We start from the raw sequence: 18,983 nt of genomic DNA, 5'->3' as shown, positions 1-18,983 counted from the left end.
GCAGCTTAACCAATCGGCAAGCGATTTCAGGCTTATACTCAAAACGAGTAGGAGTTCCGGGCAGTATGCCGACCATCGAAACCCTTTCCGAGCGTCCAAAGCCGGTGGCTCCGACGACGCTTGGGTGCGAGGTGCTGGCGCGTTTCGAACGCGAACCAGACACGCTGGTCATACCCGTCGTCGATGGCGACCGCCCCGTCGGCCTGGTCGAGCGCACCGCCTTTCTGGAAAAGATCGCCGCGCGGTTCGGCCACGCCCTTTACGACCTTCACCCCATCACCTTCGCCATGGACGCCGAACCGGCGGTGGTGGAAGCCGGCGTTCGCATCGACGCCTTTTGCGACATCATGCTGAAGGGCGGCCCCGCAGCCTTGCTGCGGGGCTTCATCGTGACCCGCAACGGCGCCTATTCCGGTGTCGGCACCGCCGCGACCCTGCTGCAAGCGGTCAATACGCGCCAACGCGAACAGAACGAACAGCTGGCCGAACAGGCCGCCATCCTCAGCGACACCCGCGCCCAGGCGATCGCCGCCGCTCGCGCCAAGAGTCAGTTCCTGGCCATCATGAGCCATGAACTGCGCACGCCGATGAACGGCGTGCTGGCGGTCGCCGAACTGCTGCGCCGCCAGCCCCTGACGGCCACAGCCCAGGCGCATGTCCAAACCATAGTGGATTCGTCCGAGACCCTGCTGCGCATCCTTCAGGACGCGGTTGACCTGTCCAAGGCCGAGGCGGGCGAGCTGGAGCTGGCCAGCACGCCGACGGCTCTGCGCGCCCTCATGGACGACATCCAGTCGATGTGGGAGCCCCGCGCCTCTCAGGACGGCGTGACCCTTCTGGTCGGCTATGAGGGCGACACCGAACTGGCGGCCGTGATCGACGGCGTTCGCCTGAAACAGGTGTTCAACAATCTGATCGGCAATGCGCTGAAGTTCGCCCGCAACGGCGTGGTCGAAGCCGGGCTGAAGGCCTGGGTCGAAGGCGACGGCATACGTATGGAAGCCCGCGTTCGCGACGACGGACCCGGCGTGGATGTCGACCGGGTCGATTCCATCTTCGAACCCTTCGTCCATGGCTCGGGGCCCGACGGCGCCGGTCTTGGCCTCTCTATCTGCCGCCAGGTCATCGACCGAATGGGCGGTCGGATTTGGGCCGAAAACAACAAGGGACGTGGCGCCACCTTCGCCTTCGACCTGACCGCCCCCCGCGCGGCGGTGGAGGCTGAGGTCCAATCGAATGTCGCCGACCTGGCCAGTTTCGACCTTACGGCGGCGCCGCACATTCTGATCGTTGACGACAACGCCACCAACCGCGTGGTCGCCCAGGCGCTTTGCGAAATGTTCGGCTGCAGTTCCGAGTTGGCCGAGGACGGGCTGGAGGCGCTGCAAGCCGTTCAGGAAAGCCGCTACGATCTGGTCCTGATGGACATCAAGATGCCGCGCATGGACGGGGTTCAGGCGACACAGGCTATTCGCGCCCTGCCCGCTCCCGTCGGCCGCGTGCCTATCGTGGCCCTGACCGCCAACGCCGACCCGGAAGACGCCAAACACTATCTGTCCATCGGCATGGCGGCGGTGGTCGAAAAGCCGATCAAGCCCGAACGCCTGCGCATGGCCATGAACGCCGCCTTGGCGGTGGCGCAGGACGTCGAAAACGAGGATGCATCGGGCCGATCAGCCGCCTGACCCGTCTCAATCCGGCCTGACGTCCAACGCCTCCTCGTCCTCCTCGTCATAGCCGACAAGACGTAGCGCTCTGGCCTTCTGTCCATTGATCTCCGCCCAGCGCAACAGACCCTCCTCGCGGCCATGGGTTATCCAGACCTCCTCGGGCTTCAGTTCGATGAAGGTCGCCGTCAGTTCGTTCCAGTCAGCATGGTCGGACACGATCAGGGGCAGTTCCACACCCCTCTGACGCGCACGGGCCTTCACCCCCATCCAACCCGAGGCGAAGGCCGTGACCGGGTCGGCGAACCGGCGCGCCCAGCGATCCTGAATGGCCGACGGCGGCGCGATGGCGACCTCGCCGCCCAAGGCGTTCCTGGGCAGGTCGCGCGTCGGCAACAGCGGCCCCAGGTCAACGCCTTCGCGTTCGTAAAGGGCGTTCAACCGCTCCATCGCACCGTGATAATATATGGGTCGCTCCCACCCTGCTTCACGCAGCAGACGAATGATGCGTTGCGCCTTGCCCAGCGCATAAGCCCCGACCAGATGCGCCCTCTCCGGGAACTGACCTAGGGAGCGCACCAGCCGCCCCACCTCCTCTTCGGCGGGCGGATGGCTGAACACGGGCAGGCCGAAAGTCGCCTCGGAAATGAAGACATGACACGGGATCGGCTCGAACGGCGCGCAGGTCGGATCGCGGCGGCGCTTGTAGTCGCCGGAAACGACCATGGTCAGTCCCTTCCAGCGCACCTCGACTTGGGCCGAGCCAAGCACATGACCCGCCGGCGCCAGCCTTAGGTCGACGCCGTTGATCGCCGTCGCCTGACTATATTCGACCGACTGGGCCTGGCCGGTGAAATCGGCGCCATAGCGCTCGGCCATGATCGCCAGTGTCTGCCGCGTCGCCAGCACGGCCCCGTGTCCCGCCCGCGCGTGATCGGAATGACCATGGGTTATCACCGCCCGATCCACCGGACGCACCGGATCGACATAGAAGTCGCCTGGCGGGCAATAGAGGCCCGCAGGCGTCGGGTGCAGCAGGTCTTCGGCTCGGATCATGGCTCCCTAACGCACTCGACGCCGTCCGGTCGCCGATCCATACAGGACCATCCGCAAACCGCGCCCGAAAGGCCGTCCTGCTTGATGTCCGACAGCTTCCTGACCTCCATCCTGCCCCAACTCGCGGCTGGCGCGGCCCATACCGGAGCGCTGGGCTTCGCCTTCGACGGCCTGCACGATGGCGAGCCGCGCATTCGTGTGCCCTGGCGCGAGGATCTGGTGGGCGATCCCGACAGCGGCGTGTTCGCCGGCGGTCTGGTCACGACCCTGCTGGATCATATCGGCGGCCTGGCCGTCTGGACGGCCCTAGACGCCTTCCAACCCGTCGCCACGGTCGACTTGCGCGTGGACTATATGCGCGCCGCCCGGCCGCATCGAGATCTGTTGGCTCAGGGCGTTTGCTATCGCATGACCCACACCATCGCCTTCGTGCGGGCCTGGGCCTTCGAGGACGATCCGTCCGACCCGGTGGCGGCGGCCCAGTCGGCCTACATCTTCAATCCGTCTCGCGAACGCCTCGTCGGAGCGGCCGCATGACCGATACCCTCGCCACCCTGCCCTACGCCCGTTTCCTGGGTCTGAAAACGCTCGTCAGCGGCGACGAGATCACTGTGATCATGCCGTTCGCGGACAAGTTGATCGGCAATCCGATGCTGCCGGCGCTGCACGGTGGTTCGACGGCCGCCCTGCTGGAGATGACCGCCATGGCCCAACTGGCCCTGGCCTTTCCCAGTGCGCGCCTGCCCCGTCCGATCAACGTCACGGTGGCCTATCTCCGCACCGGGCGGCCCATCGACGTCTTCGCCCGGGCCAGGATCAGCCGCGCTGGCCGCCGTCTGGCCCATGTCCAGGCCGAGGCTTGGCAAGAAGAACGTTCACAGCCCATCGCCAGTCTGACCGCACACTTCCTGCTCGACAACCGGAACTGATGGTCAGGGCGCGAAGAGGCGATTGGCGCCAGATGCCCTTCGCTCCTGACATTCAAGCGACAGCGATGACGCGCATCTCAACGCGCGATTGTCATGAGGTATGAACATACCCCTATCAAACAAGGTTAAGACGTGATAACCATAACACCTCTTTAACCACACCTTGAGGGGCTCTCATGGACCGGACTGAAGTCGTCACCAGCGTTGCTGGCGATCTGCATGCTACCGAACTCGCGATCGACGCCGCGATCACTCAGGCGACGACCCTGGTTCAATCCTTCATCGGCGCCCGCGCCGCACTTTCGCTGTCGCCGGTCAGCGGCACGATGTCTCAGGCCAAGGCCATGGAAACCATCGCCGCCTTGTCGGCCGCGCGCGAATCCATCGTCGCCTGCCACGCCGAACTGCAAAAGGACCACCGTCGCCTGGGCTACGGCACCTACGCCGCCGGCCCAATCGCCAAGCCTGACGATTGGCTGGACCCGAAGGCTGCCTTGACGCCGACGCACCTGCACCGCGTCGCGTGAATTGTTGGTAAGCTTAGCTCACCCCGACTTCCGTTTGTCTTGAGTTCGGTCATTATCGCCCCCGCGCATTTTTGCACGGGGGCGATTTGCCATGCTCAATATCGTCTACGTAGTCTTCGGCGCGGTCTTCATGGTCGGCATGGCGCTGTTCGCTTTCTTGAAAGGCGGACAAGCGGAGCGCTTCGGCGCGGGCGCATATCTTTTCGCTTGGTTTGCCTCGATCATTCTTCAAGAAAACAGCGGCTTTCGCGGAATGCCGGTCGGTCTTTTCTTGATCGACGTCGTCGCTCTTTTTGTTTTTGTCGGCCTTTCCTGGCGATATCGGCGATCATGGCCAGTATGGGTTAGCGGCATTCAGCTAATCACGGTGATGTGTCACATAATGATACTTACCAAGCAGCCAGTTTTACTGGCTTCGCTTATTACCGTGATGAATCTTAACAGCTATCTTATTATCGGCTTTATGATCGTCGGCACTTTCTTCTCATGGCAAGACCGCCACGCAGCGGAACTTAATAGGTAGAAATTCCTATCCTTAACGCCTATCCTGTGGCGAATCAGTCGTTGGGACGCCATGCCGCTGTCGCATGCCAAACTTTGGAAAGCCGTCGATAATCTGGCGCGGCGAGAAGGTCTGACGCCATCGGGCCTGGCACGGCGCGCGGGGTTGGACGCCACCAGCTTCAATCCCTCCAAACGGTTCGGGGCGGGCGACCCGCCGCGCCCTCGTTGGCCCTCGACCGAAAGCGTGACCCTGGTTCTTCAAGCGACGGGCGTGTCCTTGGGGGACTTCGCGGCCTTGGCCGAGGATGCGCCTGAGCGGCCCGCGACCGTTCCGTTGCTTGGCCTGGCCAAGGCGGGCGACGACGGCTTTTTCGACGATGCCGGCCTACCCACGGGCGACGGCTGGGACCAGACGGAATTGCCGCGCGCCAAGGACACCCTGTTCAGCATGACCATAGACGGCGATTCGATGTCGCCGCTCTACCGCGAGGGCGACCGGGTTCTAGTGGATCAGGAAGAAACCCGTGTCCGACGCGGCGACCGCGTCGTCGCGCGATTGATGACCGGCGAGACCATCGCCAAAGAGGTGGCCAGCCTGACCAGCCGCACCGTCACCCTGGCGTCCATCAATCCCGATTATCCGCCCCGGATCGTGCCCCGACGCGACATCGAATGGATGGCGCGCATTCTGTGGGTCAGTCAGTAGCGGACATGCAAAGGCCCCGCGCGGCGAACCGGCGGGGCCTCATCGAGCCGACTAGATCTTAGTTGGCCGTGACGTAGTGGGCGTTCACCCAGCCGCCGCCGGCGATCTGCACCCATTCGCCCTGCGAACCGATGGCGGTGAAGGGCTGACCCGCCGAAAGCGTGCCGGCGGTGCGATAGTTGGTGCCCGGGCCGCTGCGGATGCGCAGGTTGGACGAGGCGCGATATTGCGAGCCGTTCGACACCGAGGCCGCACGCGCGCGCTCCTGGTTGCAGCCGATGTAGGAACCGGCGGCCGCGCCGGCGCCGGCGCCGACGATGGTGCCGGCTGTACGTTCGTTACGGGCCAGGTTCGATCCGACCACGCCGCCGACGACAGCGCCGATCAGGGCGCCCGCACGCTGGCGACCGCCGGGGGCGTCGCAGTTGGTGACGCCGTTGGCCTGAGCCTGTGCAGCCATCGGGGCGGCGGTCACCATGGCGGCCAGAGCCGCAGCGGTGGCCAGACCGGTCTTGAAAATCTTGTTCGACATAACTCTTCTCCTGTCAGCGCGTTTGCCGATGGGTGGAGAATGCACGAACGAACCTGAAGGCTCCCGGAGCTTCGCCGTTATTTTCGGTTCATGTTGATAGCCGCCCAAACGATGTCAGGCGACCAGTTCGCCTTTCGCGCCCGCTTCGATCAGCGCGATCGTCTGCGGCAACCCGTAGATCGCGGCGAACGAGCCGAAACGCGGCCCCTGAGAGGCGCCCAGCAGAACTTCGTACAGCGCCCCGAACCAGGCCCGCAGCGGGTCGAAGGCGTGATCCTTGCCCACCGCATAGACTTCGTTCTGGATCAGTTCGCCGTCCGTCGTGTCGGCAGGCAGCCTCCTCAGACGCGTCGCCAAATCCTGCAGCGCCGCCTTCTCCTTGTCGTCCGGCAGGCGGTACGACTTGGAGGGCTTCACGAAGTCCTCGTAGTAGTTCAGCGCATGGTCCATCAACCGGTCCAGCAGCGGCTCGTTCTCGGGCGTCGCATCCGGCAGATATTTGGCGAAATAGGCCCACAGTTGCGCCTTGCTGGACGCATTGGCCACGCCCACTAGGTTCAGCAACAGGGCGAACGACACAGGCGACGTATGGGTCGGCGGATCGCCCGCGTGGATCGACCAGACGGCGTTGTCGATCCGCTTGGCCGGCTCCTGCGTCTTGTAGCTTTCGATGAAGGCCAGATAGTCGTCGATGGCGCGCGGAATGACGTTGAAGTGCAGGCTCTTGGCCGACTTGGGCGACTGGAACATGTACCACGATAGGCTCTCGGGCGTGCCATAGCGCAGCCACTCGTCCATCGTCAGGCCGTTGCCCTTGGACTTGGAGATCTTCTTACCCTCGATGTCGAGGAAGAGTTCGAAGTTGAAGCCTTCGGGCGGGGTGCCGCCCAGTGCGCGGCAGACCTTGGAGCTTTCGCGCACGCTCTCGATCAGGTCCTTGCCCGACATCTCGTAATCGATGTCCAGCGCGACCCAGCGCATGGCCCAGTCGGGCTTCCATTGCAGCTTCACATGACCGCCCGTGACTGGCACCTCGGTGCGGTTGCCCGGTTCGCCGGCAGGGTCTTCGAAGGTGATCGTCCCCTTCTCGACATTACGCGCCAGCGTCGGCACCTGCAGCACATGGCCGGTGATGGGGCTGATCGGCAAGAAGGGCGAATAGGTCGCGCGCCGCTCTTCACCCAGGGTCGGCAGCATGATGGCCTGAACCGCGTCAAACCGCTCCAGCAAAGTCAGCAGGGTCGCGTCGAACCGCCCGGACCTGTAGGTCTCGGTTGAGGACATGAACTCATAGTCAAAGCCGAAGCTGTCCAGGAACGCCCGCAGACGCGCATTGTTGTGCGCACCGAAACTGTCATGGGCGCCGAACGGGTCGCGCACGCGGGTCAGCGACAGATGCAGGTCTTCGTGCAGAATCTCCGGGTTTGGAATGCCTTCCGGCACCTTGCGCAGACCGTCCATGTCGTCGCTGAAGGCGATCAGGCGCGTCTTCCAATGATCGCCGGTCAGGGCGCGGAAGGCGTTGCGCACCATGGTCGTGCGCGCCACTTCGCCGAAGGTGCCCATGTGCGGCAGACCCGATGGGCCGTAACCCGTCTCCAGGGTCACCGGCCGCTGCAGGGCCTCGAACCTGGCCAGCGCCTCGTCAGCCTTGCCCGCGTCGATCAGGGCCTTCGCCTCGGCGCGATCCGCCTCCGCCAGCCGTTTCTTCAGCACGTGGGCCAGAAGATTGCGGGCTTGTTCAAACGGCCAGGACTTGGCCTCGCGGGCGAGCGTTTCGAGGTTCTGTAGCATGGGCGGCGGTTTGCAGGCTGCAAACCCTGCGGTCAACCGTCCGCCGCCCTTTGCGGACGGGCTTTTAGCCCTTTGCGGCGGTGACGATGATCTCGACCAGATAGTCAGGCGACGCCAGCCTGCTTTCGCCCGTCGCACGGGCGGGCGGATTGGCGGTGTCGACCCAGGCGTCCCAGACGCTGTTCATCGCCTCGAAATCGCCGATATCAGCCAGCCAGATCTGGGCCATCAGAATCTTCGACTTGTCGCTGCCCGCCTCGGCCAGCAAGGCCTCGATCTCGTCCAGAGCCGTCTTCGTCTGAGCGACCACATCATCGCCCGGCTCGCCCACCTGTCCCGCTAGATAGATGGTGTCGCCGTGGATGACGGCCTCGCTCATGCGGGCGCCAGGCTGGATGCGGGTGATCATGATGAAATCCTCTCTGTCATCCCGCACCTATCGCCCTGCTCGTCCTGCTGTCGAGCCCCCTCAGCGGCGGTTCAGACCCGCGACGGTCAGGCCCACCACCAGCGCGCCCGCGCCGACGATCACAGCGTCCTCGATCAATCCGCTCTTGGTCTGGCCTATGCGCGCCATAGCCTTCTTGCGACCGGCCAGCGTCAGATAGGCCAAGGGAACGGCCGTCGCCACGGCGACGCCCGCGCCAAGCTTCTCCTTGCCGCGCGGCGCCAGGGCCGATCCGGCGATGCCCGCGCTCATGATCCGCGCCAGCAGGCCCAGAAAGACGGTCCTGTCCGGTGCCGATTTCATCTTGTCGCCGAACAACTCCCCAACGCCCATCAACAAGGCCCCAAACTTAAATAGGGGCTGGTTCAGCAAAAAGACCCGCCCAGGCATGGGCTTGTGCGCCAGTTCGGCGATGGCGATGGCCGCCATCGGGGTCATGGAGCGGGCGCTGGCGACGGCGCCGATGAGGGCGGAGGGAACAAGGTCGGTGGGCTTCATGCCATCTGAACACCCCAAGACGACGAGGGTTCAGCCCGCCGCCGCCAGCACATTGCGGATCGCCAGGCTGGAGTGGATGCGCGACACGCCGGGCAGGCGCGACAGCACGTCCTTGTGGATCACCTCATAGGCGGCGATGTCCGGCGCCACGGCCCGCACGATATAGTCCGCCGCCCCCGCCATCAGATAGCAGTCGCGGATTTCCGGGTGGTTCCTGACCGCCGCCTCGAACCGGCGCATGTGGTCGTCGGTCTGCTTCTCCAGCGTGATCTCGACATAGGCCACCACCCCGTCGTCGCCGTCATTGGCCAGTATGGCGGCGTAGCCCCGGATCACGCCCCTTTCCTCCAGCCGACGCACGCGCCTGAGACAGGCCGAAGGCGACAGGCCGACCGCCGTCGCCAGGTTCGCATTGCTGATCCGCCCGTCGGCGCGCAGGTGCCGCAGGATGCGTTGATCGACAGGATCGAGGAGGGTCACAATTTTCTGCCTTCTGACCGCAGATAATTGCGTAAACCGTCTATCAGCCGCCGACCATTGCGCAAACAGGCAGGATCATCGAACGCCGCACGACTAACTTGGCTGGAACGGGAAACAGTCGGCTTGGAAGCGTCACATGCGGGTTCTGGTGCTTGGTTCGGGCGTCATCGGCGTCACCACCGCCTGGTATCTCAGTCAGGCAGGCCATGAGGTCGTCGTGGTTGATCGCGAAAGCGGCCCGGCGCTGGAGACCAGCTTCGCCAATGCGGGTCAGGTCTCCCCCGGCTATTCCGCGCCCTGGGCCGCGCCGTCGATCCCGGTCAAGGCGATGAAATGGCTGCTGATGCGCCATGCCCCTCTGATCATCCGGCCGCAACTGGACATGGCCATGATCCGCTGGACGCTGGCCATGCTGCGCAACTGCACCCACGAACGCTATGCGCTGAACAAGGGCCGGATGGTGCGCCTGGCCGAATACAGCCGCGACCAGTTGGACCTGCTGCGCCGCCAGACCCGCATCGCCTATGACGGACGCGAGCAAGGCACGTTGCAGCTGTTCCGCACCGAAAAGCAGCTGGCCGACGTGCATAAGGACGTCGACGTCCTGCGCGCCCAGGGCGTGCCGTGCGAGGTTCTGGACCGTGCAGGCTGTATCGCTGCAGAGCCGGGCCTGGCGGCGTCGGACGTCCCCTTCGTCGGCGGCCTGCGCCTGCCGAACGATGAGACGGGCGACTGTTTCCTGTTCACCAATGCTCTGGCCAAGATGGCGACGGAACAGGGCGTGGTCTTCCACAATGGCGTCCAGATTCACGGCCTGACCGAAGCCAATGGCCGCATCGTCGGCGCCCGCACCAGCATGGGCGCGCTGCAGGCCGACGCCGTCGTCGTGGCCCTGGGCTCCTATTCGCCGCAGATGGTCGCGCCGCTGGGACTGAAACTGCCGGTCTATCCGGTGAAGGGCTATTCGATCACGGCCCGGATCACTGACGCCGACCGTGCCCCCGTCTCGACCGTGATGGACGAAAGCTACAAGGTCGCCATCACCCGTCTGGGCGACCGCATCCGGGTCGGCGGCATGGCCGAACTGTCCGGCTACAACAACAGCCTGCCCCTCCTGCGCCGCGAAACGCTGGAGCAGTCGGTCGGCAGCCTGTTCCCCGGCGGCGGCGATCTGAAGGGCGCCAGCTACTGGTCCGGCCTGCGCCCCATGACGCCAGACGGCACGCCCGTCATCGGCGCCACCCGCATTCCCGGCCTCTATCTGAACACCGGCCACGGCACCCTGGGCTGGACCATGGCCTGCGGCTCCGCTCGCGTCCTGGCCGACATGATCGACGGCGCCGAGCCCGAGATCGAGACACGGGACCTGGCATCGAGCCGCTATGGATCATGGGCGGGGGCGTTTGCGCCCGGGTTTGGGTGAAAGACTGGAAGGGCCGGACTTTTACGTGTCACGCAAGGACGCAAAATCTCGTATCCCGCCTATTGTAGACATCAGCTCCTTCGCTACGCTCGGCACATGCTGCTGATCATCGGAACCATTCGACTGCCCTCATCAAATCTGGATGCTGCTCGTCCAATCATGAAGCGTATGGTTGACGCCAGTCGCGCCGAGGAAGGGTGCATTGAATATGTCTATGCCGAAGACGTGTTAGAGCCCGGCCTTATTCACGTTAAAGAACGCTGGAATGGACAGGCAGAACTTGATCGACATTTCGCCTCCAAGCACATTGCCGAGTGGCGCGCAGCTTGGTCGGGCCTCGAAATAAGCGATCGGAACCTGTTCGTTTATGATGTGGACGAGCCCCGCCGCACCTAATCCGCAATTCGCTCTTCCCCTTCACGGGCATCGCGCGCGTCCGCTTCCAGCCGCACTCATTCAAATCATAGCGCACCCTGTCTGACGCTCGTATAGAGCGCCCGATGAAGACTGCTGATTTCGATTTCGACCTGCCCGAGGACCGCATCGCCCTGCGTCCGGCCGATCCGCGCGATAGCGCCCGCCTGCTGGTGGTCGATGGGAATGCGCTTCAGGATCGGGTCATCCGCGACCTGCCCGACTTCCTGCGTCCCGGCGACGCCTTGGTGTTCAACGACACGCGCGTGATCCCTGCGCGCCTGTCGGGCGTTCGCCAGCGCCCGAACCCCGTCGTCGGCGGGCCGGAAGGCGACACATTGACGGTCGCGGTCGAGGCCACCCTGCACCACCGCGACGCCCCCGATGTCTGGTCCGCCTTCATGAAACCGGGCAAGCGCATCAAGCCGGGCGACCGGATTCGTTTTGGAAACGAAAGTGACGCAGCCTGCGACCTGGGTCGTCTGGACGCCACCGTCACGGCCAAGGGCGACGACGGCCTGATCGCGCTGAAGTTCGACCTGTCCGGCCCAGTGCTGGACGACGCCATTCGTGATGTCGGGGTCATGCCCCTGCCGCCCTATATCGCCGCCAAACGGCCCGAGGACGACCGCGACCGTTCCGACTATCAGACCGTCTATGCCCAGCATGACGGATCGGTCGCCGCTCCCACGGCGGGCCTGCACTTCACCCCTGCCCTGCTGGACGCCATTCGGGCGAAGGGCGTCTCGACCCACGCCCTGACCCTGCACGTCGGCGCCGGCACCTTCCTGCCGGTCAAGGCCGACGATCTGGCCGATCACAAGATGCACAGCGAATGGGGCGAGGTGCCGCCCGAAACCGCCGCCGCCCTGAACGCCGTCCACGCCGCTGGCGGCCGCATCGTCTGCGTCGGCACCACCAGCCTGCGCCTGCTGGAAAGCGCCACGGCCGAGGATGGCGAGATCAAGCCCTTCCACGGCGACACGGCCATCTTTATCACGCCGGGCTATCGGTTCCGCGCGGTCGACGTGCTGATGACCAACTTCCACCTGCCCAAATCGACTCTGTTCATGCTGGTCAGCGCCTTCGCCGGACAGGCCGTGATGAAGGCGGCCTATGCTCACGCTGTCGCCGACGGATATCGCTTCTATTCCTACGGCGACGGATCGCTGCTGTTCCGCGCCTGATCGCGGCTCAGGGCCACAGGCGGCCCGAGCGCCAGTTGTCGCCGTCACGGTCGAACCGCAGTCGGTCATGCAGTCGGAACGGCCGGTCGCGCCAGAACTCGACCGATTGCGGCACGACGCGCCAGCCGGTCCAGTGGGACGGGCGCAGCACCTCCTGACCGTCGAACCGCGCCGTCTCGCGACCAACCGCCTCCTCCAACGCCGGGCGATCCGACAGCGGGCGCGACTGGTCCGAGGCCCAGGCGCCGATCCGGCTTTCGCGCGCGCGGCTGGCAAAATAGGCGTCGGCCTCGGCCGCCGTCACCGGCTCTGCCGCACCCCTTATCCGCACCTGACGCCGCAGCGACTTCCAGTGAAAGGTCAGGGCGGCGACGGGGCGACCCGCCAGTTCGACACCCTTGGCGCTCTCGCTGTTAGAATAGAAGGTGAAGCCGCGCGCATCCACGTCCTTCAACAATACGATCCGCGCATCGGGCAGGCCGTCCGCATCGACGGTGGACAGGGTCATGGCGTTGGCGTCGTTCGGCTCGTGCGCCCGCGCGTCGGCCAGCCATTCGATGAACAGCCCCATGGGTTCGGCCCGCGCGAAGATACTCTCGTCGCCATTGGCGGCCAGGGCGGCGGCGTAGTCGCGGGCGTATTCCTCACGCGACGGGCTGGGCGGGATCACGGATGCGGTCATGACGCCGATTTAGCGCCTAGGCTTTTCGGTGCAAATGATCGACGTCAAAAACGGCCGCATCTCGATCACGGTTAACCGACCATTGACCCTGATCGGCGAACGGTTGCGGCCATGAGCGCGCACCGTCCTTCATCCGACGTCTCCGGCGTCCGCGAAGCCTTAGCCGTCTTGGGCGTCGTAGCCGATGTGGACGCGCCAACCTTGAAGGCCGCCTTCCGCGAGGCGGTGAAGGCGGCGCGGCCGGATCAGGCGGGCGGCGACGCTGAACGTTTCCGGCGTGTGATCGCAGCCTATCGCCTGATCCAGGCGCACCAGCCTGGTCAGGCCGCCTTGGCCCCGCCCCGCATTCGCCCGGCGCCCGCGCCCGTCCTGGCCCTGTCGCCGATGCAGGCCCTGGCCGGCGGTAAGGTGGAGATCAGGCTGGGCGCCCGCACCGTGCGCGTCACGACGCCGAAAGGCTTGCGCACCGGGGACCATCTGCGACTGCGACGGGGGGCGGTGGACGGAGCGGACCTGTATCTGGCCGTGCTGATCCGGCCAGAAGACGGCCTATCCGCGATGGGCGACGACCTGTTCATGTCCTGGCCAGTCGAGCGCCGCCTGATGGCCGATGGCGGACGGGTGGAGATCGAGACCCATATGGGAACCCGCTCGGCCTGGATCACGGCGGATATGGCGCCGCCCATCCGCGTACGGTTGAAGGGACTGGGCCTGCCCGCGCGTGGATCGCGGGCGGCGGGGCATCTGTTCGTGACCCTGACGCCGTCGTCGGACACCCCGTCCGCAGCCGAAGACCTGCTGGTCCGGTTCACGCGGGTCTGGACGCAGGAACGTCTGGCGGCCTAAGTCGGGGCCATGTCGCACAACACCTTCGGCCATCTGTTTCGCGTGACCACCTGGGGCGAGAGCCATGGCCCGGCCATCGGCTGCGTCATCGACGGCTGCCCGCCCCTTCTGCCGCTGACCGAGGCCGACGTCCAGCCGTGGCTGGACCAGAGAAAGCCGGGCGGCAGCCGCTTCGTGACCCAGCGAAAGGAAAGCGACACGGCTCGCATCCTATCGGGCGTGTTCGATGACGGCGACGGCCCCGTCACCACCGGCACGCCGATCTCGATCCTGATCGAAAACGAGGACCAGCGGTCCAAGGACTATGGCGAGATCGCCCGGGCCTACCGGCCGGGCCACGCCGATTTCGCCTACCAGATCAAATACGGCGTGCGCGACCACCGGGGCGGCGGACGATCCTCGGCGCGCGAAACCGCCAGCCGCGTGGCGGCCGGGGCGGTGGCGCGCAAGGTGCTTGGCGAAGGCGTGAAAATCCGCGCGGGCGTCGTCCAGATCGGTCCGCACCGGATCGCGCCTGACCAGATCGACTTCGACGCCGTGCATGGCAACCCGTTGTTCGCCGCCTCGGCCGAGGTCGTGCCGACGTGGGAGGCCTATCTGGACGGCGTCCGAAAGGCCGGGTCATCGGTCGGCGCCGTGGTGGCGCTGGAGGTCACGGGAGTTCCGGCCGGGTGGGGCGCGCCGATCTACGCCAAGCTGGATTCCGAACTTGCGGCGGCCCTGATGTCGATCAACGCCGCCAAGGGCGTGGAGATCGGCGCGGGCTTTGACGCCGCCGAGCTGACGGGCGAGGAAAACGCCGACGAGATGCGGCTGGACCTCAACAAACAGCCGGTCTTCCTGTCGAACAAGGCGGGCGGCGTGCTGGGCGGGATTTCTACGGGCCAGCCCGTCACGGCGCGCGTGGCGTTCAAGGCGACCTCCTCTATCCTCACGCTGCGACAGACGATCACCCGCGACGGCGAGGAGACGGACCTGCGCACCAAGGGCCGCCACGACCCCTGTGTCGCCCTGCGCGCCGTTCCGGTGATCGAGGCCATGGCCGCCTGCGTCCTGGCCGACGCCTTCCTGAGGCACCGCGCCCAGGTCGGCTAGGGTTCAGCGGCTCGCGCGTCGGCGCGCAACGTCGGCGGGTTGAATGGGAGCAGCGCCCGGAACCGGCCGCACGACCGCCAGCGGTCGCTCCTCCCGCTGCATCAGGGCGACCAGGCCCGCCAATCCCGTGGTCATCACGATCACCGCTCGACTCCTGCAACTGCGAACCGTTTGCAGGTTTGCGCAAGTCGCGCGGTCGTGCAAGAGCCTGTTTTGGTGGCTTGGAAAACAGGAGATCAACCGTGCGTGAAGACGGGAAGCTAGACTATCTGGAACTGCCAGCCGCCGACCTGCCGGAAACCAAGGCCTTCTACAGTCAGGCGTTCGGCTGGACGTTCGTAGACTACGGCCCGACATACGCCGCCTTCGACCAGGGTCTGGAAGGTGGTTTCGACGCTGATCCGGCCGACCGGACGCCGGCGCCCCTGCCCGTTCTCTACGCTCACGATCTGCAAGCCATGCTGGCCCGCGTCGAGGCGGCGGGCGGGCGCATCGTCAAGCCGATCTACGCCTTCCCCGGTGGGCGGCGTTTCCACTTCGTCGACCCTGCCGGGACCGAAATGGCGGTCTGGTCCGAGACCTGAAGTCTCAGCGCGGATCGACCGACTGGCCGATCCGCTCGGCTAGGTCGCGGTCCGCGCCTACGACGCTGGCGATCCAGACGTGGATTTCCTTGGGCGTCGTGGCGCGCTGGAACAGATGCTCCATCGCCAGACGCCGGCCGCCCTCGTTGACGACGATGGAGGTCCGGCCGCCTGTGCGGATCATGTCGCCGTCATAGATGGGAAACTGCGACGAAGGCCCGGCGTAGATCATGGCCAGCGTCAGGTCGCCGCGCTGGATGCGATAGATGGCCGCGTCCGCGCCCGCGCGCGCCGGAACCATGACCACGCCAGCCGGAAGCTCGATTCGGAACGGCAGGGCGGCGATCCCCGCCGCATCCAGCGCGGCGGGGGCTGGCGTTGCGGCAGGCGCGGGCGACGCTGCAGCCGGCGATGCAGCAGGCGCGGTCTGCGCGGGCGCCGGCGTTGTCGTGGCGCGCGCGGAAGGTGGCGCAGCGCTGGGCCGACTGGGGATCGCTGTCCCCGGCGCGGGCGTCGGCGAAGTCGTCGTAGGACGAGCGGCCGGCGTGGACGCTGTCGGACGGCTGGCGCCCGGCGCTTGGGACGCCGACGCCGGGGTTTGGGTTCGCGTCGTCGCAGCAGACGGCGGCGCAGCGACGGGCGCTGGCGTCGTGGCGCGCGTGGTCGTCGATGCCGCGGCGGGGGGCGCGCTGTTCAGGTCGCGTGTCAGGTCGCTGCCGGCGCGCGGGGGCGAAGCGGCCTGACCGGACAGGACGACGGCGGTGGCGAGGGCGATCAGGGTCATGTCCGAACCATTGCGCGGCGCGGCCGGGTTCGCAAGCTCAGCTTCAAGCCTTGGGGATCAGAACCCAGAAGGTCGCGCCCTCGCCCGGCGCCGATATCACGCCGATGGAGCCGCCCTGCAACTCGACCAGCCGCTTGGCCAGGGCCAGACCGACGCCATGCCCCTCGACGGCCGAGCGTTCTAGCCCCAGGCGGTTGAAAGGTTCGAACAATTGCGCCTGTTTCTGCAGGGACAGGCCAGGTCCGAAGTCGCTGACCTCGATCCGCACGCAATCGTCAGCGCGCAGCGCGCGCAGGACGACGCGCCCGCCCGAAGCTCCGTATTTCAGCGCATTGACCGTCAGATTGGTGATGACCTGCGCCAGACGCTGGGAATCCGCCACGGCGACCAGTCCGTCCCCTTCGCACACCACATCGATCGCGATCTTGCCAGCGGGATCCGCCCGCAACAGGCAGGCGCGTCGCACATCCTCCAACAGGCCGGGAATGTCGGTGGGGCGCAGATCAACCCTTACCGCGCCGGATTCCGCCCGCGCGACATCCAGCAGGTCGTGCGCCAGGGCCTCGATCTGGCGCGCCGTGCCGACCAGCATGTCGGACATCTCGGCCTGCTGCGGCGTGACCGGCCCAAGCTGGCCCTGACGCCACAGGTCGCCGATGCCGATGATGCCCGCGACCGGGCTCTTGATCTCATGGGCGACATTGGCCAGCAGGCGGGACTTGGCCTCGGACGCCTTCTCCGCGCGTTCGCGGCCCACGCGCGCGCGCTCGGCCAAGACATCGCGCTCTTCCAGCAGGGATGCGACCAGCAGGATCGGCATATAGCCGATCAGCACCAGCATCTGGGCCATCATGACCTGTTCGGTCGTGTTGCCTTGCCTGTAGGGGCCATGCTCCATCATGGCCCCGCCGACCGAAAGCAGAGCCACCAGTACAAGAGTGAAGGCCGTGCCCGCAACGCCGAGCCGAACGGCTATGGCCATGAGCAGCGGCAGCAGGAAAAAGCGCGGCGTCGCGTAGCCGCTGAAGCTGACGTAGTAAAAGACGACCACACAGCCCAGCAGGACGCCCGCCTCGATCATCTTGGCCGGCCGCATCAACCGCGCCACGGTGGCGCGCGTCAACGAAAGCCCCATCGAGCCCAGCACCGCAATGCCCAGCGCATGACCGAACCACCAAGTCTGGAAGCCTTGCCATAGGTTCGGCTGGCCGCTCTGCCACTGGATCAAAACGCTGCACAGGGCGGCGGGGATGGGGGCCAGCACGGCCGCGAAGAGCAGGAAGCCGGCCGCACCGTTCAGCGTCGACAGGTTCAGCGTCGGGGCGAAACGCCGCGCCAACAGAACGGCGGAGACGATCTCGACCATGCCTGCGGCCGTGAAGGCCAGCGCGAGCAGCGGCTTGTTGCCCGCAATGATCTCGCCGATCAGGAGGCTGATCGTCAGAACGGCGGCGAACATCAGGTCGCCGGCGCGCCCCCGGCTTGTGCGCAGCCACACCGCGATAGCCACCCCGCTCGCGCCCCACAGAGCGGCGACCAGACCAGTCGAGCGCCCATACGTAATGGCCATGGCGACCAGCACGGCGACCGCCACACCGGTCAAAACCGGCGCCAGAGGCTGGAAGGCGTCAGGGCGATCGCGGTCAGATGAGAATTGAGCAGCCTTCGGCGCCGTCGTCGGGGAGGAGACGGGAGGGACGTCGCTGTTGAGCGCGCGGCTCATCATCATGAAAGCGTCCTGACCGAATGTCGTCAGGCGCACATGACCACAGGGTTCCTAACATCCCTTAAAGTTGGAAGTTCAACTTTTGATTGAACAGCTTAACCGCAGCGGCTGCGCCGCCGTGATAACTCCAAATTCCTCCGCTGACGGCCACGAAATCCGCGCCTGCGCGCGCCATGACCTCGGCCGTCTCGACGGTGATGCCGCCGATCGCGACGCAGGGCGTCTCGACCGTTTCCTGCCAGATGGTCAGAAGCTCCAGCGGGGGAGTATGCACCGTTTCCTTGGTCGTCGTTGGATAGAAGGCGCCGAAGGCGACGTAGTCCGCGCCGCCCTCCGCCGCATCCCACGCCAGATCGCGGTCGTCGTGACAGGTGACGCCGATCATGGCGTCTAGCCCCATGATCCGCCGGGCGTCGGCCAAAGAACTGTCCTCCTGACCAATATGCACGCCGTCGCAGCCGGTGGCGCGCGCCAGATCGGGCCGGTCATTCAGGATCACCGCCACATCGTATCGCCGCGCGATCGGGGCCAGCACCGCGACGGCCTGTCGGATCACCTCATCGTCCGCAGGCTTGAGACGAATCTGCAGCGCCGCCACGTCGCCAGCCGCCAGCGCCTGATCCAGCATCTTCGAAAAGGCGTCCAGATCGGGAATGGACGGCGGCGTGATCAGATACAGCCGGCACGGAGGGCGGTAGGGGACGTTGGGTGTCTTGGCCATGACTGTCCTTCCCTCCCCTGCGACGTCGCGTCAACGGTCACGGGCGACCGATGCCGTGAGAACGACTTGCAATCGCCAGATGAGATGCTATAGCGAACCATTCTCAGTCGGTGGATCGCGTAGAACACTCGTGTACGTCTGCAACTGCAACGGCCTTCGCAAACGGGATGTGGCCCAGTCCATCGAGGCGGGCGCCCAACGCCCGCGCGACATCTTCGCCAGTCATCAATGCCAAGCGCAGTGCGCCAAATGCGTCTGCGAAATGCGCCAGATGATCCAGGATAGTCGCGAAGCGTTCGCACTCGCAGCCGAATAGGTCTCGCCGCCCATCGCGGCCGAAAATCACTCGCACTATCAATGTAGTGATAAAAACTCGCAAA

Annotated in this window: 24 protein-coding genes; 13 read left to right on the top strand and 11 right to left on the bottom strand. The window is 65.7% G+C overall.

Features of this window, described 5'->3' with window-relative positions; all coding sequences use genetic code 11:
* Positions 1–65 precede the first annotated feature (65 nt).
* Positions 66–1,685 (top strand): response regulator, encoded by a 1,620-nt coding sequence (locus KZX42_RS09420; RefSeq protein ID WP_248118947.1) that lies wholly within the window; start codon positions 66–68, stop codon positions 1,683–1,685.
* Between the two features lie 6 nt (positions 1,686–1,691).
* On the opposite strand, the gene KZX42_RS09415 is transcribed toward KZX42_RS09420, so the two are convergent.
* Positions 1,692–2,723, bottom strand: coding sequence for a ligase-associated DNA damage response exonuclease (locus KZX42_RS09415; RefSeq protein ID WP_248118946.1), 1,032 nt, complete (start codon positions 2,721–2,723; stop codon positions 1,692–1,694).
* Positions 2,724–2,807: 84 nt separating this feature from the next.
* On the opposite strand from KZX42_RS09415, the gene KZX42_RS09410 reads away from it, so the two are divergent.
* The 5 genes from KZX42_RS09410 (at position 2,808) to KZX42_RS09390 (ending at position 5,389) form a co-directional block, all read left to right on the top strand.
* Positions 2,808–3,260 (top strand): PaaI family thioesterase, encoded by a 453-nt coding sequence (locus KZX42_RS09410; protein ID WP_248118945.1) that lies wholly within the window; start codon positions 2,808–2,810, stop codon positions 3,258–3,260.
* Positions 3,257–3,652 carry a PaaI family thioesterase gene (locus KZX42_RS09405; RefSeq protein ID WP_248118944.1) on the top strand — a complete coding sequence of 132 codons (396 nt, stop codon included), beginning with the start codon at positions 3,257–3,259 and terminating at the stop codon, positions 3,650–3,652. Before KZX42_RS09410 ends, KZX42_RS09405 begins: the two co-directional genes overlap by 4 nt.
* A 176-nt stretch (positions 3,653–3,828) precedes the next feature.
* Complete coding sequence (locus KZX42_RS09400; protein WP_248118943.1) at positions 3,829–4,179, top strand: hypothetical protein; 351 nt, start codon at positions 3,829–3,831, stop codon at positions 4,177–4,179.
* Positions 4,180–4,270: 91 nt separating this feature from the next.
* Positions 4,271–4,702 carry a hypothetical protein gene (locus KZX42_RS09395; protein WP_248118942.1) on the top strand — a complete coding sequence of 144 codons (432 nt, stop codon included), beginning with the start codon at positions 4,271–4,273 and terminating at the stop codon, positions 4,700–4,702.
* Between the two features lie 51 nt (positions 4,703–4,753).
* Positions 4,754–5,389, top strand: a complete 636-nt coding sequence (locus KZX42_RS09390) for a helix-turn-helix transcriptional regulator (RefSeq protein ID WP_248118941.1) — start codon at positions 4,754–4,756, stop codon at positions 5,387–5,389.
* A 58-nt stretch (positions 5,390–5,447) separates the two neighbouring features.
* Here the strand turns inward: KZX42_RS09390 and KZX42_RS09385 are convergent, their stop codons facing one another.
* The 5 genes from KZX42_RS09385 to KZX42_RS09365 all read right to left on the bottom strand — a co-directional run bounded on the left by KZX42_RS09385 (position 5,448) and on the right by KZX42_RS09365 (position 9,141).
* The gene (locus KZX42_RS09385) at positions 5,448–5,921 is read right to left on the bottom strand and encodes an SH3 domain-containing protein (protein ID WP_248118940.1); all 474 of its coding nucleotides are present in this window, start codon (positions 5,919–5,921) and stop codon (positions 5,448–5,450) included.
* A 114-nt stretch (positions 5,922–6,035) separates the two neighbouring features.
* Positions 6,036–7,715 carry a lysine--tRNA ligase gene (locus KZX42_RS09380; protein ID WP_248118939.1) on the bottom strand — a complete coding sequence of 560 codons (1,680 nt, stop codon included), beginning with the start codon at positions 7,713–7,715 and terminating at the stop codon, positions 6,036–6,038.
* Between the two features lie 64 nt (positions 7,716–7,779).
* Positions 7,780–8,124, bottom strand: a complete 345-nt coding sequence (locus KZX42_RS09375) for a RidA family protein (RefSeq protein ID WP_248118938.1) — start codon at positions 8,122–8,124, stop codon at positions 7,780–7,782.
* 60 nt (positions 8,125–8,184) lie between these two features.
* A complete protein-coding gene (locus KZX42_RS09370; protein ID WP_248118937.1) occupies positions 8,185–8,661 on the bottom strand; it encodes a hypothetical protein in 477 nt (158 codons plus the stop codon).
* 30 nt (positions 8,662–8,691) lie between these two features.
* Positions 8,692–9,141, bottom strand: coding sequence for an Lrp/AsnC family transcriptional regulator (locus KZX42_RS09365; RefSeq protein ID WP_248118936.1), 450 nt, complete (start codon positions 9,139–9,141; stop codon positions 8,692–8,694).
* 136 nt (positions 9,142–9,277) lie between these two features.
* Here KZX42_RS09365 and KZX42_RS09360 point away from each other — a divergent pair, with 136 nt between their 5' ends.
* The 3 genes from KZX42_RS09360 to queA all read left to right on the top strand — a co-directional run bounded on the left by KZX42_RS09360 (position 9,278) and on the right by queA (position 12,165).
* Entirely contained in the window at positions 9,278–10,564 is a 1,287-nt protein-coding gene (locus KZX42_RS09360) for a D-amino acid dehydrogenase (protein WP_248118935.1), read from the top strand.
* Positions 10,565–10,660: 96 nt separating this feature from the next.
* On the top strand, positions 10,661–10,960 hold the full coding sequence (locus KZX42_RS09355; protein ID WP_248118934.1) for a putative quinol monooxygenase: 300 nt from the start codon (positions 10,661–10,663) through the stop codon (positions 10,958–10,960).
* Positions 10,961–11,064: 104 nt separating this feature from the next.
* Entirely contained in the window at positions 11,065–12,165 is a 1,101-nt protein-coding gene (gene queA / locus KZX42_RS09350; protein WP_248118933.1) for a tRNA preQ1(34) S-adenosylmethionine ribosyltransferase-isomerase QueA, read from the top strand.
* Positions 12,166–12,172: 7 nt separating this feature from the next.
* Here the strand turns inward: queA and pdxH are convergent, their stop codons facing one another.
* A complete protein-coding gene (pdxH, locus tag KZX42_RS09345) occupies positions 12,173–12,847 on the bottom strand; it encodes a pyridoxamine 5'-phosphate oxidase (protein WP_248118932.1) in 675 nt (224 codons plus the stop codon).
* A 111-nt stretch (positions 12,848–12,958) separates the two neighbouring features.
* Here pdxH and KZX42_RS09340 point away from each other — a divergent pair, with 111 nt between their 5' ends.
* Together KZX42_RS09340 and aroC are read left to right on the top strand one after the other, a co-directional pair.
* Positions 12,959–13,693 (top strand): DnaJ C-terminal domain-containing protein, encoded by a 735-nt coding sequence (locus tag KZX42_RS09340; RefSeq protein ID WP_248118931.1) that lies wholly within the window; start codon positions 12,959–12,961, stop codon positions 13,691–13,693.
* Between the two features lie 9 nt (positions 13,694–13,702).
* Complete coding sequence (aroC, locus tag KZX42_RS09335; RefSeq protein ID WP_248118930.1) at positions 13,703–14,788, top strand: chorismate synthase; 1,086 nt, start codon at positions 13,703–13,705, stop codon at positions 14,786–14,788.
* A 3-nt stretch (positions 14,789–14,791) separates the two neighbouring features.
* Here the strand turns inward: aroC and KZX42_RS09330 are convergent, their stop codons facing one another.
* A complete protein-coding gene (locus tag KZX42_RS09330; RefSeq protein WP_248118929.1) occupies positions 14,792–14,932 on the bottom strand; it encodes a hypothetical protein in 141 nt (46 codons plus the stop codon).
* A gap of 98 nt (positions 14,933–15,030) precedes the next feature.
* Between KZX42_RS09330 and KZX42_RS09325 the strand changes: the two genes are divergently transcribed.
* Positions 15,031–15,372: a VOC family protein gene (locus KZX42_RS09325; protein ID WP_248118928.1), complete on the top strand. Its 342-nt coding sequence runs from the start codon at positions 15,031–15,033 to the stop codon at positions 15,370–15,372.
* A gap of 4 nt (positions 15,373–15,376) precedes the next feature.
* On the opposite strand, the gene KZX42_RS09320 is transcribed toward KZX42_RS09325, so the two are convergent.
* The 3 genes from KZX42_RS09320 to thiE are packed head-to-tail and all read right to left on the bottom strand — an operon-like array spanning position 15,377 to position 18,603.
* Positions 15,377–16,156, bottom strand: coding sequence for a hypothetical protein (locus KZX42_RS09320; RefSeq protein WP_248118927.1), 780 nt, complete (start codon positions 16,154–16,156; stop codon positions 15,377–15,379).
* Between the two features lie 43 nt (positions 16,157–16,199).
* Entirely contained in the window at positions 16,200–17,885 is a 1,686-nt protein-coding gene (locus KZX42_RS09315; RefSeq protein WP_248118926.1) for a sensor histidine kinase, read from the bottom strand.
* A 58-nt stretch (positions 17,886–17,943) separates the two neighbouring features.
* Positions 17,944–18,603, bottom strand: coding sequence for a thiamine phosphate synthase (gene thiE, locus KZX42_RS09310; RefSeq protein WP_248118925.1), 660 nt, complete (start codon positions 18,601–18,603; stop codon positions 17,944–17,946).
* Positions 18,604–18,733: 130 nt separating this feature from the next.
* Here thiE and KZX42_RS09305 point away from each other — a divergent pair, with 130 nt between their 5' ends.
* Complete coding sequence (locus KZX42_RS09305; RefSeq protein WP_087119906.1) at positions 18,734–18,919, top strand: (2Fe-2S)-binding protein; 186 nt, start codon at positions 18,734–18,736, stop codon at positions 18,917–18,919.
* Positions 18,920–18,983: the final 64 nt, after the last annotated feature.

Origin of the sequence: Brevundimonas sp. EYE_349 (assembly GCF_023147505.1) — a bacterium.
Lineage (GTDB): Bacteria > Pseudomonadota > Alphaproteobacteria > Caulobacterales > Caulobacteraceae > Brevundimonas.
The sequence above is the reverse complement of the archived record's forward strand: the minus strand, read 5'-3'. Positions and strand labels throughout refer to the sequence as shown.

What these genes read in the sequence shown, in the direction of transcription:
- KZX42_RS09340 (WP_248118931.1), top strand. Translation starts at nt 12,959, where the DNA reads ATGAGCGCGCACCGTCCTTCATCCGACGTCTCCGGCGTCCGCGAAGCC.
- KZX42_RS09315 (WP_248118926.1), bottom strand. Translation starts at nt 17,885, where the DNA reads ATGATGATGAGCCGCGCGCTCAACAGCGACGTCCCTCCCGTCTCCTCC.
- KZX42_RS09405 (WP_248118944.1), top strand. Translation starts at nt 3,257, where the DNA reads ATGACCGATACCCTCGCCACCCTGCCCTACGCCCGTTTCCTGGGTCTG.
- thiE (WP_248118925.1), bottom strand. Translation starts at nt 18,603, where the DNA reads ATGGCCAAGACACCCAACGTCCCCTACCGCCCTCCGTGCCGGCTGTAT.
- queA (WP_248118933.1), top strand. Translation starts at nt 11,065, where the DNA reads ATGAAGACTGCTGATTTCGATTTCGACCTGCCCGAGGACCGCATCGCC.
- pdxH (WP_248118932.1), bottom strand. Translation starts at nt 12,847, where the DNA reads ATGACCGCATCCGTGATCCCGCCCAGCCCGTCGCGTGAGGAATACGCC.
- KZX42_RS09380 (WP_248118939.1), bottom strand. Translation starts at nt 7,715, where the DNA reads ATGCTACAGAACCTCGAAACGCTCGCCCGCGAGGCCAAGTCCTGGCCG.
- KZX42_RS09375 (WP_248118938.1), bottom strand. Translation starts at nt 8,124, where the DNA reads ATGATCACCCGCATCCAGCCTGGCGCCCGCATGAGCGAGGCCGTCATC.
- KZX42_RS09420 (WP_248118947.1), top strand. Translation starts at nt 66, where the DNA reads ATGCCGACCATCGAAACCCTTTCCGAGCGTCCAAAGCCGGTGGCTCCG.
- KZX42_RS09370 (WP_248118937.1), bottom strand. Translation starts at nt 8,661, where the DNA reads ATGAAGCCCACCGACCTTGTTCCCTCCGCCCTCATCGGCGCCGTCGCC.
- KZX42_RS09390 (WP_248118941.1), top strand. Translation starts at nt 4,754, where the DNA reads ATGCCGCTGTCGCATGCCAAACTTTGGAAAGCCGTCGATAATCTGGCG.
- KZX42_RS09410 (WP_248118945.1), top strand. Translation starts at nt 2,808, where the DNA reads ATGTCCGACAGCTTCCTGACCTCCATCCTGCCCCAACTCGCGGCTGGC.
- KZX42_RS09320 (WP_248118927.1), bottom strand. Translation starts at nt 16,156, where the DNA reads ATGACCCTGATCGCCCTCGCCACCGCCGTCGTCCTGTCCGGTCAGGCC.
- KZX42_RS09415 (WP_248118946.1), bottom strand. Translation starts at nt 2,723, where the DNA reads ATGATCCGAGCCGAAGACCTGCTGCACCCGACGCCTGCGGGCCTCTAT.
- KZX42_RS09355 (WP_248118934.1), top strand. Translation starts at nt 10,661, where the DNA reads ATGCTGCTGATCATCGGAACCATTCGACTGCCCTCATCAAATCTGGAT.
- KZX42_RS09400 (WP_248118943.1), top strand. Translation starts at nt 3,829, where the DNA reads ATGGACCGGACTGAAGTCGTCACCAGCGTTGCTGGCGATCTGCATGCT.
- KZX42_RS09360 (WP_248118935.1), top strand. Translation starts at nt 9,278, where the DNA reads ATGCGGGTTCTGGTGCTTGGTTCGGGCGTCATCGGCGTCACCACCGCC.
- KZX42_RS09395 (WP_248118942.1), top strand. Translation starts at nt 4,271, where the DNA reads ATGCTCAATATCGTCTACGTAGTCTTCGGCGCGGTCTTCATGGTCGGC.
- aroC (WP_248118930.1), top strand. Translation starts at nt 13,703, where the DNA reads ATGTCGCACAACACCTTCGGCCATCTGTTTCGCGTGACCACCTGGGGC.
- KZX42_RS09385 (WP_248118940.1), bottom strand. Translation starts at nt 5,921, where the DNA reads ATGTCGAACAAGATTTTCAAGACCGGTCTGGCCACCGCTGCGGCTCTG.